Below are 14,022 nucleotides of genomic sequence, written 5' to 3'. Positions count from 1 at the left end.
GGGGTATGCGCTACGGCGGGTGAATTTAGTTAAACCCCAAGATTATAGCCGAGAACGCCTTGCGCTGCAAATTTGTAAGTTTGTGGTAAGGCGTTTGCTGCAGCCCCGATCCGCCGGTTCCGGGGCTGCGCAAACAATGTCAGATCTTCAACGCGGCGATGCCGGCGCGCGCAATCTGCACGTCCTCCGACGACTTCACGCCCGACACGCCGACTGCGCCGGCGCACTGGCCGTTGACGATGACGGGAACACCGCCTTCGAGCATGCCATCCAGTTCCGGCGCACTCAGGAAAGAGACACGGCCGTTGTTGATCATGTCTTCATAAATCTTTGTTTCACGGCGGCCAAGCGCCGCAGTGCGCGCTTTCGCCGGCGCAATATGCGCGGAAATAGGCGCAGCGTTGTCGAGGCGCTGCAGCCAGAGCAGGTGTCCGCCGTCATCGACCACCGCGATGGTCACGGCCCAGTTGTTTGCCTTTGCTTCGGCTTCCGCGGCAGCGGCAATTGCACGAGCGTCTTCGAGGCTGAGTACTTGTCTGGATTGCATTGTGTCTCCTTCAATGAAGCCAGCATTGTACGGCACGCATTACGGTCCCGCTTCCGTAGTTCTACGCGCCTTGCTTGAGGAGAAGCCTGACCAGGGACTGCAGTTCCTTTGAAAGCTTGCCGATGTGCGGCAGCACTTCCTCGCGCCTGCCCTCTTTTATCCATTGCACCAGCGTCGCAAGATCGGGTGCCTGCGCTGCCGGGGCGGCAGCCGCCGGTGCTGCGCTGCTGCCGAACACCGCCTCGCCATGCTCGAAGGCTTCTTGCTCTTCCTGGCCGATGACACCTGCAATGACCTGGTTCAGGCCGAGGGCTGCGCGGCGGCCGGCAAGGTCACGCAGCGATTGCAGGTTCACCTCTGTTTCGACGGCGTTGACCGACACCAGCCCGCAGCTTGCAGCAAAAGACATCTGGCCGTTCTTCACGAGATGCGCGTTGCTGATGGCGCTGCAAACCCGTTGTGCAAAAATGCGCGCTGCTTCGCGGTTGATGCCGCTGGTGACAAGGGTGAAGTCAGCGTCTCCGGTCTTGGCCACGAGGTCCGTCCCGCGCACAGTCCGGAGAAGCAACTGGCCGACTGCCTCGACCACGCTGGACGGGGGCAGCGTTGCGACACCTTCCAATGCCACATGCCGGATGCCGATCCGCACGTTGAGCACGACGAAATTCTTCTTGCCGGCCACCGACTGGGCGAGCAGCCTGTCGGCCTCCACCAGCAGTTCGTCGGGCGACAGCAGCGGCATGTGCGGCCCTGATGCCCTGTCCTTGACCAGGGTTTCAAGGCTGCGCTCGAACTCGCGCTGCGTGCCGACGAGCTTTGACAGAATATCAAGACGGGACAACAGCTGGGCCGTGCCGATGCCCTTGGTAATCAGGTCGGTCGCACCGGCTGCCTTGACGCGCTCCCGTTCTTCCTGCTCGTCACTTCCGGAAACGACAACGACAGGAATGTCGCGGATGCGGCTGACTTTCGAGGCCCGAATGCGTTTGAGCAACCCGTAGCCGTCCAGCTTGGGCATGGTCAGGTCGGTAATGACGACGCGGATGCTCGGGTCGAGCAACAAGGTCTCCCATGCCTGCTCGCCATCGAGCGCCTCGCGGAACTCGAACATCCCTTCGATATGCTTGATCAGGGTTGCGCGCACAATGCGCGAATCATCCGCGATCAGTACGCGCGGCTTGACGGGAAGGTCCAGCGAAGTATTGGTGGTCATGCCGAATGATGAAGAGCCTCTTTGGGACAAGCATAACCTTGTGTAATAAATTTTGACAGCGACTCCCGGCTTACCGTACATTGAGGCGGTCAAAGCAGCACAACATTATCAACATGGCAATAAACTTCCGCCTCTTTCGTCACCTCCTGGGTGCAAGCGCCTGCGCGCTCTGCATCGCGATGCCGGCTTCCGCGGCCGAACAGGTGGCGCCCGAGCAAACTACTGCATTGACAAAAATACAGGGACTTACCTCGCGGGCATCCGAGCTGGCGCTGCAGGCCATGAGCCTGATCGGCATCCGCTATAAGTATGGCGGCACCAGCCCTGAAAATGGCCTCGATTGCAGCGGCCTGGTTCGTTATCTGTTCAAGGAAGCGTGGGGCAAGGAGCTGCCGCGTACATCGGAAGAAATCAGCCGGGTGGGAGAGAAAATCGACACCCATGAGCTTCAGCCTGGCGACCTCGTGTTTTACAACACCTTGCGCCGCGGCTTTTCCCATGTCGGCGTTTACCTGGGCGACAACAAGTTCATCCATGCGCCATCCGGCGGCGGACAGGTACGCATCGAAAGCATGGACATGAGCTACTGGAAGAACCGCTTCAACGGTGCCCGCCGCATCAACCAGGCGGAGTAACCCCGACTGCTCGCTTGGCCGCAAGCTTGCGCTTGATCTCCGGCATCAATGCCGATGCCGCCTGCTCCCCGGCGAGGATCGCTGTGTTCCGGCCGGGAAAATCATTCCCCTTCATCGTTCCCAGCCTGGGCTGGATGACGACGTCCGCATCCTTCAGCTCATAGGCGTTGATGCTTTGGCCCATGATCGCAAAGGTTTGCAACAGCACTTCCAGCGTGCTGGTTGAGGGCTGCGCGTCCGGCTGCGAAGAAATATTGACGGCAATGACGAAGTCCGCGCCCATCTCACGTGCGAACCGTACGGGCACCGGCGACACGAGGCCGCCATCCACATAAGACCGCTCGCCGATGCGCACCGGCTGGAAAACACCGGGCACCGCGGAAGAGGCGCGAACCGCCGCACCGGTATTCCCGCGCTGGAAAAGGATAGGTTCCCCATTCTTCAGGTCGGTTGCGACGGCGCCGAACGGGATTTTCAGTTTTTCCAGCGACACGTTGTTGACAGCCTTGTTCACGTAATTCTGCAGCGCCTCTCCCTTGAGCACGCCGGTCGCTTTCGCAAACATCGGAACCGACCAGTCGGAAATGGCCGCTTCGTCCATCTCGAGGGCGAGCTTGTGCAGCACGAACCCGCTGTTGCCTGCCGCGTACAGCGCGCCGACAAGGCTGCCCGCACTCGTCCCGACCACCACATCCGGCACGATCCCCTGCGCCTCCAGCGCCTTGATGACGCCGATATGCGCAAAGCCGCGCGCGGCTCCGCCGCCAAGTGCGAGGCCGATTTTGACGGGGCGTGCCGGCGTGGCTGCCGGTTGAGGCGTTACCGGAGCGGAAACGGGCGAGGTGCTGCAACCGGCGATAAAAACAGCCAGGGCCGACAAAAGCGATGCAAGCGGGATACGAATCATGAGTTGGCGCGACGCAAATGAAGAGCGCATTGTATCGGAGGAGTTGCTCTTTTCATTAATGAGAATCATTCCCATCCACATAAAAAGCTGATATATTCGGCGTGGCTAAAAATCATCCACAACAAGGAAAAATAATGAAACCCACCCTCCGTACGAAGATTGCCGCCGCCCTCGTCGCGGTAGCCGCAACCGGTTTCGCACATGCACAGGAAAATGTCCTGAACCTCTATTCCGCCCGCCACTACCAGACGGACGAACAGCTCTACTCCAACTTTACCAAGCAGACCGGCATCAAGATCAACCGCATCGAAGCGGACGACAATGCCCTGCTGGAGCGCCTGAAGAATGAAGGCAAGAACAGCCCGGCGGACGTCATTCTCATGGTCGATGCCGCCCGCCTGTGGCGCGCGCAGATCGACGGCCTGTTCCAGCCGGTCAAGTCGAAGGTGCTGGATTCCCGCATCCCGGCCAACCTGCGCGGCAAGGACGATGGCAAAGGTTCCGAATGGTACGGCTTCTCCACCCGAGGCCGCATCATCGTCTATAACAAGGCGAACGTGAAGGCGGAAGATGTCGCCACCTACGAATCGCTGGGCGATGCAAAGAACAAGGGCAAGGTCTGCACCCGCTCCGGTTCGCATCCTTACATGCTGTCCATGATCGGTTCGATGGTCGAGCGCAACGGCGAAGCGGCCACCGAAAAATGGGCGCAAGGCGTGGTCAACAACTTTGCCCGTCCTCCGCGCGGCGGCGACACCGACCAGATCAAGGGCGTGGCCTCCGGCGAATGCGGCGTTGCGGTTGCCAACACCTACTACTATGCCCGCCTGCTGCGCTCTACCAAGCCGGAAGACAAGGAAATGATGGGCAAGGTCGGCTTCGTATGGCCGAACCAGCAGACCTCCGGCACGCACCTGAACATTTCCGGCGGCGGCGTCGCGAAGAATGCACCGCACCGTGAGGCGGCAGTCAAGTTCCTGGAATACCTGGCCAGCGATGAAGCGCAAGGCTACTTCGCCAACGGCAACAACGAGTGGCCGGTGGTTGCCACTGCCGTCGCCAAGAACCCGACGCTGGAAGAAATGGGCAAGTTCAAGGCAGAGAACGTCTCGATTGCAACGATCGGCAAGAACCAGATCGTCGCACAGCGCATCCTCGATCGCGTCGGCTACAAGTAATTCCTCCGCACCAGGGGATCCGGATTCGGATCCCCTTCTCCCCTGCGTCTTCTCCTACTTCCGCATCAAGGAAGATCCCAAACCCTGCAGCGGCCCGAGCGGGCTGCGCTCCTCCTCTTTCTGGTGCAGGTTCGGCTTGCCGCTCCAGTGCTTGTAGACCACGGTGTCGCCCTTGATCACGAAGATGGCGTCGAACTGCCAGCCCGATACATTGACCTGCCGCTTGAAGTTGAAGAAGTCGAGCCAGAAATTGCCGTAGCGCTGGCGGTCGAGGGAGATCTGTTCGATCTCGTACGCAAAGCATGGCCGGTCCGGCGACATGCATTCCCGCAGGCCAGGGGCGAGGACTTCGATATCGAAGGACGATGTGGGCAGCAATCGCCGCAGCATATCGGCGTGGCCGAGGTAAGAGACGTTGGGGATTTGACCCGGATCAACGCCGAGCGCCTTGAGGTCGGACAGGGACGTCTTCCCGGGGGTCACCTTTTCAAACATTGCCTGGGCATCTTCATACGTGCGCCAGGGTGTCTGGGTCTGTTGCTTTGCCTCGGGAAGCAAGCCTGCACAACCGGTTGAAACGAGTGCGGCGGCGACAATCGAGCCGGTGGCAATCGCTTTCCGGAACCACTCCGCTTTGTCGATCATGGAATAACGCGCCGATGCGCTGAAGTCCGGTCAAGCTAATTTACCACGATCCACTATTGACCGGCGGCAAGTTCAACTGTCGGCGACCAGTTTTTTCGGAAACCGGACCATGAAGGTACTGCCCTGCTCCGGTTCCGATTCGATGACGAGCGTGGCGTCGTGACGGAGCAGCACATGCTTGACGATCGCGAGGCCAAGGCCGGTTCCCTGGGTTTCGCGCGAACGGCTCTTGTCCACGCGGTAGAACCGCTCCGTCAGGCGCGAAATATGTTCGGGGCGGATGCCGATGCCGGTATCCCTGACGACGAACTGGGGACCGGACTCCTTACCTTCCCACAGGATGTCGATCTTGCCCCCGGGCGGCGTGTAGCGGATTGCATTCGATACGAGGTTGCCGAACGCGCTGCGCAGCTCTTCCGTCCCGCCTTTCAGGTCCGGACCGTCGACATGCAGCGAAATCGTGTGCCGGCCGGCGGATAATGCAACCGCTTCCTGCTCGATCTGTTCCAGCAGCATGCGGATGTTCACCTTCTCGGGCCGCAGCGGGTATTCGATCGACTCCAGCCGGGTCAGCGTGAGCATGTCCTCGACCAGGTTTTGCATGCGCTGCCCCTGCTCGCTCATCAGCTTGAGATGGGACATGCGCGTCTGCGGGTCGAGGTTGGCCTGGCTGGTGGCAATTTCGAGGAAACCGTTGATGACGGTCAGCGGCGTGCGCAGCTCGTGCGAGGCATTGGCGATGAAATCGCGCCGCATCATCTCGATCCGCTCGGATTCGGTCGCGTCGTGCGTGACAAGAATCTGGCGGCGGTTTTCGAAGGGAATGATCTGGACCACCAGCTTGCGGTCCTTGAAGCCGAGCGTCAGCGGCTGGTCATAGCGCCCAAGGATGATGTAATCCATGAACTCGGGGCTGCGGACCAGGTTGGTGACGCGCATGCCCTTGTCGCGGTCGAGCTGCAGGCCGAGGTGCTTTTCCGCCGCGGGGTTGCACCACTCGAGGAACAGCACGTCGTCCATGATGACCACGCCATCAGGCAGCAGGCTCATCGCCTGGCGGAAGCGCGTCAGCCACTCTGTCAGCTCGGCCTGGTTCTTTTCGTCGCCGCGGCGCATGCGGTAGAGGCGCGAAAAAATATCCGTCCATGCACCCCACCCGTCCGGCAGCCTGGCGCTATTCGGATCTTCAAGCCAGCTGGAGAGTTGATAAAGGTAATGCAGCTGGACGACCAGCAGGATCAGCAGGCCAGCGATCGCGGTCACGACACCGGCGAGAAGGCCGAACATGTACCAGAGGACTGCGGCACCGGCGAGAACGAAAGACAGGCGCAGCCCGGCCGGAATCCAGAAAAGCAGGCGAGGATTCATACAGGGAAATTATTTCTCGGACAGCATGTATCCTACACTGCGCACCGTCTTGATGAGGGACTCTGCGTCCTTGAGTGCCTTGCGCAGGCGCAGCACATGCACGTCGACCGTACGTTCCTCGATCACCACATGGTCGCCCCACACCTTGTCCAGCAGCTGGCTGCGCGAGAAGACGCGCTCGGGATGGGCGAGGAAGAACTTGAGCAGCTTGTATTCCGCATGGCCGATCTCGATCTTCTGGCCATGCAGCATGACCGAACAGCTGACCGGGTCAAGCGTCACGGCACCGGCCGTCATCAGGCTTTGCGCATGTTCGGGCGCCTTGCGGCGCAGCAGCGCCTTGATGCGCGCCGTCAGCTCGCGCGGCGAAAACGGTTTGGTGATGTAATCGTCGGCGCCATTGTCGAGGCCGGCGATCTTGTCCTCTTCCATGCTCTTTGCCGTCAGCATGATGACAGGCAGTTCGTTGAGCTGCCGGTCGCCGCGGATGCGCGACAGCAGGCGCAACCCCGACTGGTCGGGCAGCATCCAGTCCAGCAGGACCATCTGGGGCGTGCGGCGCTGGATGAATTCCCAGGCATCCGCCGCAGTGTTCACCGCCAGGCTGTTCCAGCCCGCCTCCTTCAGGGTGAAGGATACGAGCTCGACGATCGAAGGTTCGTCTTCAACGACAAGGATGGTGGTTTTATCTACAGTCATGTTCAGACTTTGCTGTCCAGCTTCGTATTAACGTAGTCGGTATGCCGGATATCCTTGCCTTCGACGATATAGATCACGTACTCGGCGATGTTCTTGGCGTGGTCGCCGATACGCTCGACCGCCTTGGCCACCCAAAGCGTGTCCAGCGCTGCCGAAATCGTGCGCGGGTCTTCCATCATGAAGGTCACCATGGCACGGGTGGTCGAGCGGAATTCGTGGTCGATGGATTCATCAGCGGCAATGATCCTCGCGGCCTGCTTCTCGTCCAGGCGGGCGAAAGCGTCCAGCGCGTCGTGCAGGGAATTCGCCGCGCCTGATGCCAGCACGCGAACCGATTCGTAATGGTTGAGGACCCCGACCGTCCCTCGCTCGTGCAAGTGTTTTGCCGTACGTGCGATCTTGGTCGCCTCGTCGCCGATGCGCTCCAGGTCGGTGATCACCTTGAGCGTCGCCATCACGGTACGCAGGTCGTTGGCAGCGGGCTGGCGCTTGACGATGAGGTGGCTGCACGCGTCGTCGAGGGTTACTTCGAGGCGGTTGACGTTTTCGTCGGACTTGATCACCTGCTCGGCCTTGACGATATCGCCGCCGCGGAAGCATTCCATCGCATCGGTGAACTGGCTCTCCACCAGGCCGCCCATGGTCAGTACCTTGGAGCGGATGGTTTCGAGGTCCATATCGTAGGCCTTGGAAGAGTGGTCGCCTGGCATCGGTTTCTCCTGATCGAATCTGTTAACGTGTCTTAGCCGAAGCGGCCGGTGATGTAATCCTGCGTTTCCTTCTTCCCCGGATTCATGAAGATCTGGTCGGTCTCGCCGAACTCCACCAGTTCGCCCAGGTACATGTACGCAGTGTAATCCGAGCAGCGCGCTGCCTGCTGCATGTTGTGCGTGACGATGGTGATGGTGTAGTCCTCTTTCAGCTCGGCGATCAGCTCCTCGATCTTGGCGGTCGAGATCGGGTCGAGCGCGGAGGTCGGCTCGTCGAGCAGCAGCACGTCGGGCTTGACGGCAACGCTGCGCGCGATGCACAGGCGCTGCTGCTGGCCGCCCGACAGGGACAGGCCGCTCTTGTTGAGCTTGTCCTTCACTTCGGTCCACAGGGCGGCCTTCTTCAGCGCCCATTCGACGCGCTCGTCCATCTCGCCCTTGGACAGGTTTTCGTACAGGCGCACGCCGAAGGCGATGTTCTCGTAGACCGACATCGGGAACGGCGTCGGCTTCTGGAACACCATGCCGACCTTGGCGCGCAGCATGTTGACGTCCTGGCCCGGCTCGAGGATGTTGCGGCCGTTGTAGATGATCTTGCCCTCGGCACGCTGGCCGGGATACAGGTCGTACATGCGGTTGAGCGTGCGCAGGAGGGTCGATTTTCCGCAGCCGGAGGGCCCGATGAAAGCGGTGACCTTCTTTTCGTAGACGTTCAGGTTGATGTTCTTCAGGCCCTGGAAACCGCCATAGAAAAAGTTCAGGCTGGAAATTTCGAGCGTTGGCTTCAAGGCGGTCATGGTCATGGAATTGTTCATGTCAGTGCGGAGTTTTCTGGCTGAGCAGGGTACGCGAGAGAATGTTCAGGCCAAGCACGCTGAAGGTGATCAGCAATGCCCCGCCCCACGCCAGCTCGCGCCAGTTGTCATAGGGGCTCATCGCAAACTGGAAGATGACGACCGGCAGGTTGGCCATCGGCGCGTTCATGTTGGCGCTGAAGAACTGGTTGTTCAGGGCGGTGAACAGCAGCGGCGCGGTTTCGCCCGAGATGCGGGCCACGGCCAGCAGCACGCCGGTGATCACGCCCGCCTTGACGGCGCGCAGGCGAACCATCATGGCGACTTTCCAGCGCGGCGCACCGAGTGCGAACGCCGCTTCACGGAGGCTGCTCGGTACCAGCTTGAGCATGTTGTCGGTGGTGCGCACCACGACCGGGACGGCGATCAGCGAAATCGCGAAGGTGCCGGCCCAGCCGGAGAAGTGCTTTACATTGGCGACGTAGAGCGCGTAGACAAACAAGCCGATCACGATCGACGGCGCCGACAGCATGATGTCGGTGACGAAGCGCGTGATTTGCGCCAGCCAGCTTTCCTCGCCATATTCGGCCAGGTAGATGCCGGCCAGGATGCCGATCGGCGTGCTGATCAGGGTCGCGGCGCCAACCATCAGGAGGCTGCCGACAATGGCATTCATCAAGCCGCCGCCGTCGCTGCCGGGTGCCGGGGTTGTAGCCGTAAACATCGCCAGGCTGAGGGCGCCGAAGCCTTTCACCAGCAGCGTGAACAGGATCCACATCAGGAAGAACAGGCCGACGGCCATGGCGCCAATGGACAGCGCGATGCCGATGCGGTGCGTCCAGAGACGCTTGCGGTAGACAGGGTTCATGATTTCGCTCCTTCCCGCCGCGTCAGCCCCATCAGCATGAGCTTGGCTGCGGTGAGCACGATGAAAGTAATGACAAACAGGATCAGGCCGAGCGCAAACAGCGAGGACACATGCAGCGTCGATTCGGCTTCGGCGAATTCGTTGGCCAGCGTGGACGCAATGCTGTTGCCCGGCGCAAAGAGCGACCAGGACAGCTTGTGCGCATTGCCGATGACGAAGGTGACGGCCATGGTTTCGCCCAAGGCGCGGCCGAGGCCGAGCATGACGCCGCCGACGACGCCGGTCTTGGTGTACGGCAGCACGACCTTGCGCACCACTTCCCAGCGGGTGCAGCCGAGGCCGTAAGCGGATTCCTTGAGCACGGCGGGGACGATTTCAAACACGTCGCGCATCACCGAGGCAATGAAGGGGATGATCATGACCGCGAGGATCAGGCCGGCGGTCAGGATGCCGATGCCCATCATCGGCCCCTGGAAGAGCTGGCCGATCACGGGCAGCTGGCCGAGGGTCTTTTTCAGGATCGGCTGGATATGGTCGCCGAACAGCGGGGCGAAGATGAACAGGCCCCACATACCGTAGATGATGCTGGGCACGCCCGCCAGCAGCTCAACTGCGGTGCCGAGCGGGCGGCGCAGCGCCGCAGGACAGATTTCGGTCAGGAACAGCGCGATGCCGAAGCTGATCGGAAATGCAATCAGCAAGGCGATGAGCGAGGTGGCCACCGTGCCGACAATCGCGATCAGCGCGCCGTACTGGTCATTGACCGGATCCCATTCGACGGTGGTGATGAATGCCGGGCCGAACTCCTTCAGGGCGGGCCAGGCGCCGATGACCAGCGAAACGATGATGCCTGCCAGGACCAGCAGCACGCTCAGCGCAAACGCGAGCGTCAGTTTGTGGAACAGAAAATCCTGAAGCCGCTGCTTGCGCATGGTGGAGCCCATGGCCTTGGCGGCGGCTTGCTGTTCAGCGGTTTTCTGTTCGGACGGGACCATAGGCGCAGCGACCGACGATGGATTTGCATTCATAAGCAAGGACCCTTGCGGGTGGTTAAGACCGGGCGCGGGATCACCCCATGGCGACCCCGCGCCTCCGGCATGTACTTCCGGGAATGCTTCTTTACCAGACAGCCTTGCCGGAACCGTCCTTCAGCTGTGCCTTCCAGGCATCCTGGACCAGCTTCACGACCGGTGCGGGCATCGAGACGTATTCAAGTTCGGTTGCCATTGCGCCGCCGTTCTTGTATGCCCAGTCGAAGAACTTCAGGACTTCCTTGCCCTTTGCGCCATCGGCCTGCGCCTTGTGCATCAGGATGAAGGATGCGCCGGTGATCGGCCAGCTGTTCTTGCCCGCCTGCTCGGTCAGGACCACGGCGAAGCCGGGAGTCTTGGCCCAGTCTGCGCCTGCTGCTGCTGCCTTGAAGGTATCGTCATCCGGCTGCACGAACTGGCCATCGCGGTTTTTCATCTGGGTGTGCGACATCTTGTTGCGCTTGGCGTAGGCATACTCGACATAGCCGATCGAGTTCTTGATACGCTGGACGTTGGCTGCAACACCTTCGTTGCCCTTGCCGCCCACGCCGGTCGGCCATTTCACTGCCGTGCCTGCGCCGACCTTGGACTTGAATTCCGCATTCACCTTGGACAAATAGTCGGTGAACAGGAAGGACGTGCCGGAGCCGTCGGCGCGGTGGACAACGGTAATGTCTTCCGCCGGCAGCTTGACGCCTGCATTCAGGTTGGCGATTTCCGGGGCATTCCACTTGGTGACCTTGCCCAGGTAGATATCTGCCAGCACTTCGCCGGTCAGCTTGAGCTGGCCGGGCGTCACGCCGTCCAGGTTCACAACCGGCACGACACCGCCCATGATGGCCGGGAACTGCATCAGGCCTTCGGACTCCAGGTCCTCTGCCTTCAGCGGCATGTCGGATGCGCCGAAGTCAACGGTCTTGGCCTTGATCTGCTTGATGCCGCCGCCGGAACCGATGGACTGGTAGTTCAGGCCGGTGCCGGTGGCTTTCTTGTACTCTTCCGCCCATTTTGCATAGATCGGATACGGGAAGGTCGCGCCCGCGCCGGTAATGTCGGCTGCAACAGCCGAGGAAAACGCAAATGCAGCACCCGCAGCCAGTGCAGCGGATGTAAGGAATTTGTTCAGTCGCATATCTGCTCCGTGAAGTTGTCAAAGTAAGACAGCGCGAACTTTAACGAACGATTGTGACATGTTTATGACACTGATAAAACACCATGTCATAAAGTGCCGGAAGGCTGAACCGCGTGTCATCGAGTTGTCATATTGCTTTTTTACACTGCCAGCACCCCTAATAGAGACAATCCGGCAAGAAGAATGATCAAAAAGACAAAACACGAACCGCCGGTCGAGGCTGGACCGGACCAGCGCGTGATTTACCTGAACCGGGAATTGTCCCAGCTCGCCTTCAATCGCCGCGTTCTGGCGCAGGCGGAAGACCCGGCCATCCCCCTCCTCGAACGCCTGCGCTACCTGTGTATTGTCAGCAGCAACCTGGATGAATTCTTTGAAGTGCGGATCGCAAGCCTGCTCGCGCATAACAGGATGGAAGGCGCAAAGACGGAACCGCCGGCCCTTATTGCCTCATTGGAACGTACCAGCGGCGAATGCCATCAGATTGTCGAAAGGCAATACGAGCTGCTGAACACGGAAATCCTTCCCCAGCTCTCCGCCAAGGGTATCCACCTGCTCAGGCACCAGGATCGCAATGAGGAGCAACGAGCCTGGGTGAAAGAATATTTCGACCGGGAAGTGCGGCCGCTCTTGACGCCGATCGGACTGGACCCGGCGCATCCGTTTCCGCAAGTAGTTAACAAGAGCCTGAATTTCATCGTCGAGCTGTCGGGCAAGGATGCCTTCGGCCGCGGCACCGCCATCGCCATCCTCAAGGCGCCGCGCGTCCTGCCCCGCGTCATCCGGCTGCCGGACCGGCTGTCGAAGAAGGGCGTGTCGTTCTGCCTGCTTTCTTCCGTGATCCATGCGCATATCGGCGACCTATTTACCGGGCGTGAAGTCCTCGCCTATTCCCAGTTCCGCGTCACACGCAACAGCGACCTGTGGGTGGACGAAGAAGAAGTCAAGAACCTGCGGCAAGCCCTGCAGTCCGAATTGCAAAGCCGCCACTTCGGTTTCGCGGTGCGCCTTGAAGTGGCGCGCAACTGCCCGCCCCACCTTGCCGATTTCCTGCTGGAACAGTTCTCCATCGACAGGAATCGGCTCTACGCGGTCGACGGCCCCGTGAATATGGTGCGCCTGCAGGAACTGGTCAACACCATCCCGCAGCCGGCGCTGCACTTCCCTCCCTTCCTGCCCGGCCTGCCGCGGCAACTGGCGGACGGCAGCATGTTCGGCGTGCTGCGGACGCAGGATGTCCTGCTGCACCATCCCTTCCAGTCTTTCCAGCCGGTGGTGGAATTCATCCGTTCGGCGGCGGAAGACCCGAATGTGCTGGCGATCAAGCAGACCATCTATCGCACCGGCATGAACTCCGACCTGATGGAGGCGCTGATCGCCGCCGCGCGGCACGGCAAGGAAGTGACGGTCATCGTGGAGCTGATGGCACGCTTCGACGAGGAAGCCAATATCAACTGGGCCGAACGCCTGGAACGCGTCGGTGCGCAAGTGGTGTACGGCGTGGTCGGCCTGAAGACCCATGCCAAGCTGGCGCTGGTCCTGCGGCGGGAAGAAGGCGAATTGCGGCGCTATGCCCACCTCGGCACCGGCAACTACCACCCGACCACCACCAAGCATTACACCGACTTCGGCCTGCTGACCGCCCATCCGGGACTGACGGCGGAAGTCAATGAAGTCTTCATCCACCTTACCAGCCTGACCAAGCCCAAGAAATTGCAGTACCTGTGGCTCGCGCCCTTCGGCCTGCAAAAGGAGCTGATCAAGGCGATCCGCAACGAAGCTGCCATCGCGCGCGAAGGGCGGCCGGCGCGCATCATCGGCAAGATGAATGCGCTGGTGGATGAATCCGTGATCCGCGCCCTGTATGCCGCTTCCGCCGACGGCGTGAAGATCGACCTGATCGTGCGCGGCGCGTGTGCGTTGCGGCCCGGCGTTCCCGGCCTGTCGGAAAACATCCGGGTCCGCTCCATCGTCGGCCGCTTCCTGGAGCACAGCCGGATCTATTATTTCCGCAACGACCTCGCGCACGATGTCTACCTTGCCAGCGCCGACTGGATGAACCGGAACCTGTTCCGGCGCATCGAGGTCGCATTCCCGGTACTGGACAACCTCCTGAAGAAGCGCGTCATTACCGAAGGCCTGAACCCTTATTTGAAGGACAATATGAATGCGTGGGAACTGGACGCGTCCGGCCGCTACCAGCGAAAAAGGCCGCGCGGCAAGCAGGTGCCGTTCTGCGCGCAGCAACACCTTGCACATGCGCTGGGTGCAAATGGCGAACTTGACTAGGTGAAC

Annotated in this window: 14 protein-coding genes; 3 read left to right on the top strand and 11 right to left on the bottom strand. The window is 60.7% G+C overall.

The genetic code is table 11. The features are described from left to right. Window positions 1–139: 139 nt before the first annotated feature. Together AC3WOY_RS21090 and AC3WOY_RS21085 are read right to left on the bottom strand one after the other, a co-directional pair. The gene (locus AC3WOY_RS21090; RefSeq protein ID WP_492427328.1) at window positions 140–547 is read right to left on the bottom strand and encodes a GlcG/HbpS family heme-binding protein; all 408 of its coding nucleotides are present in this window, start codon (window positions 545–547) and stop codon (window positions 140–142) included. Window positions 548–608: 61 nt separating this feature from the next. Continuing rightward, entirely contained in the window at window positions 609–1,760 is a 1,152-nt protein-coding gene (locus tag AC3WOY_RS21085; RefSeq protein WP_492427326.1) for a response regulator, read from the bottom strand. A 113-nt stretch (window positions 1,761–1,873) separates the two neighbouring features. Here AC3WOY_RS21085 and AC3WOY_RS21080 point away from each other — a divergent pair, with 113 nt between their 5' ends. Further along, a complete protein-coding gene (locus AC3WOY_RS21080) occupies window positions 1,874–2,395 on the top strand; it encodes a C40 family peptidase (protein ID WP_492427324.1) in 522 nt (173 codons plus the stop codon). Here AC3WOY_RS21080 and AC3WOY_RS21075 read toward each other — a convergent pair. Next, window positions 2,379–3,302: a patatin-like phospholipase family protein gene (locus tag AC3WOY_RS21075; RefSeq protein ID WP_492427322.1), complete on the bottom strand. Its 924-nt coding sequence runs from the start codon at window positions 3,300–3,302 to the stop codon at window positions 2,379–2,381. The two genes, AC3WOY_RS21080 and AC3WOY_RS21075, sit on opposite strands and share 17 nt — an antisense overlap. Before the next feature lie 134 nt (window positions 3,303–3,436). Here AC3WOY_RS21075 and AC3WOY_RS21070 point away from each other — a divergent pair, with 134 nt between their 5' ends. Further along, on the top strand, window positions 3,437–4,480 hold the full coding sequence (locus tag AC3WOY_RS21070) for a Fe(3+) ABC transporter substrate-binding protein (RefSeq protein WP_492427320.1): 1,044 nt from the start codon (window positions 3,437–3,439) through the stop codon (window positions 4,478–4,480). Between the two features lie 54 nt (window positions 4,481–4,534). Here the strand turns inward: AC3WOY_RS21070 and AC3WOY_RS21065 are convergent, their stop codons facing one another. The 8 genes from AC3WOY_RS21065 to pstS all read right to left on the bottom strand — a co-directional run bounded on the left by AC3WOY_RS21065 (window position 4,535) and on the right by pstS (window position 11,727). Beyond that, on the bottom strand, window positions 4,535–5,125 hold the full coding sequence (locus AC3WOY_RS21065; protein WP_492427318.1) for a hypothetical protein: 591 nt from the start codon (window positions 5,123–5,125) through the stop codon (window positions 4,535–4,537). 72 nt (window positions 5,126–5,197) lie between these two features. Next, on the bottom strand, window positions 5,198–6,493 hold the full coding sequence (gene phoR / locus AC3WOY_RS21060; protein WP_492427316.1) for a phosphate regulon sensor histidine kinase PhoR: 1,296 nt from the start codon (window positions 6,491–6,493) through the stop codon (window positions 5,198–5,200). A gap of 9 nt (window positions 6,494–6,502) precedes the next feature. Beyond that, window positions 6,503–7,192: a response regulator gene (locus AC3WOY_RS21055; RefSeq protein ID WP_492427314.1), complete on the bottom strand. Its 690-nt coding sequence runs from the start codon at window positions 7,190–7,192 to the stop codon at window positions 6,503–6,505. Window positions 7,193–7,194: 2 nt separating this feature from the next. Then, on the bottom strand, window positions 7,195–7,902 hold the full coding sequence (gene phoU, locus AC3WOY_RS21050) for a phosphate signaling complex protein PhoU (RefSeq protein ID WP_492427312.1): 708 nt from the start codon (window positions 7,900–7,902) through the stop codon (window positions 7,195–7,197). A gap of 32 nt (window positions 7,903–7,934) precedes the next feature. Further along, on the bottom strand, window positions 7,935–8,705 hold the full coding sequence (pstB, locus tag AC3WOY_RS21045; RefSeq protein WP_492427310.1) for a phosphate ABC transporter ATP-binding protein PstB: 771 nt from the start codon (window positions 8,703–8,705) through the stop codon (window positions 7,935–7,937). Between the two features lie 13 nt (window positions 8,706–8,718). Continuing rightward, the gene (gene pstA / locus AC3WOY_RS21040) at window positions 8,719–9,564 is read right to left on the bottom strand and encodes a phosphate ABC transporter permease PstA (protein WP_492427308.1); all 846 of its coding nucleotides are present in this window, start codon (window positions 9,562–9,564) and stop codon (window positions 8,719–8,721) included. Continuing rightward, a complete protein-coding gene (gene pstC / locus AC3WOY_RS21035; protein WP_492429376.1) occupies window positions 9,561–10,559 on the bottom strand; it encodes a phosphate ABC transporter permease subunit PstC in 999 nt (332 codons plus the stop codon). The genes pstA and pstC overlap by 4 nt, the downstream gene beginning before the upstream one ends. Window positions 10,560–10,683: 124 nt before the next feature. Then, window positions 10,684–11,727: a phosphate ABC transporter substrate-binding protein PstS gene (gene pstS / locus AC3WOY_RS21030; RefSeq protein WP_492427306.1), complete on the bottom strand. Its 1,044-nt coding sequence runs from the start codon at window positions 11,725–11,727 to the stop codon at window positions 10,684–10,686. Between the two features lie 183 nt (window positions 11,728–11,910). On the opposite strand from pstS, the gene ppk1 reads away from it, so the two are divergent. Next, window positions 11,911–14,016 (top strand): polyphosphate kinase 1, encoded by a 2,106-nt coding sequence (ppk1, locus tag AC3WOY_RS21025; RefSeq protein WP_492427304.1) that lies wholly within the window; start codon window positions 11,911–11,913, stop codon window positions 14,014–14,016. Window positions 14,017–14,022 lie beyond the last annotated feature (6 nt).

This window comes from Noviherbaspirillum sp. FW303-A3 (assembly GCF_058788695.1).
Note: the sequence above shows the minus strand (reverse complement) of the source record. Positions and strands in the feature narration are given on the sequence as shown.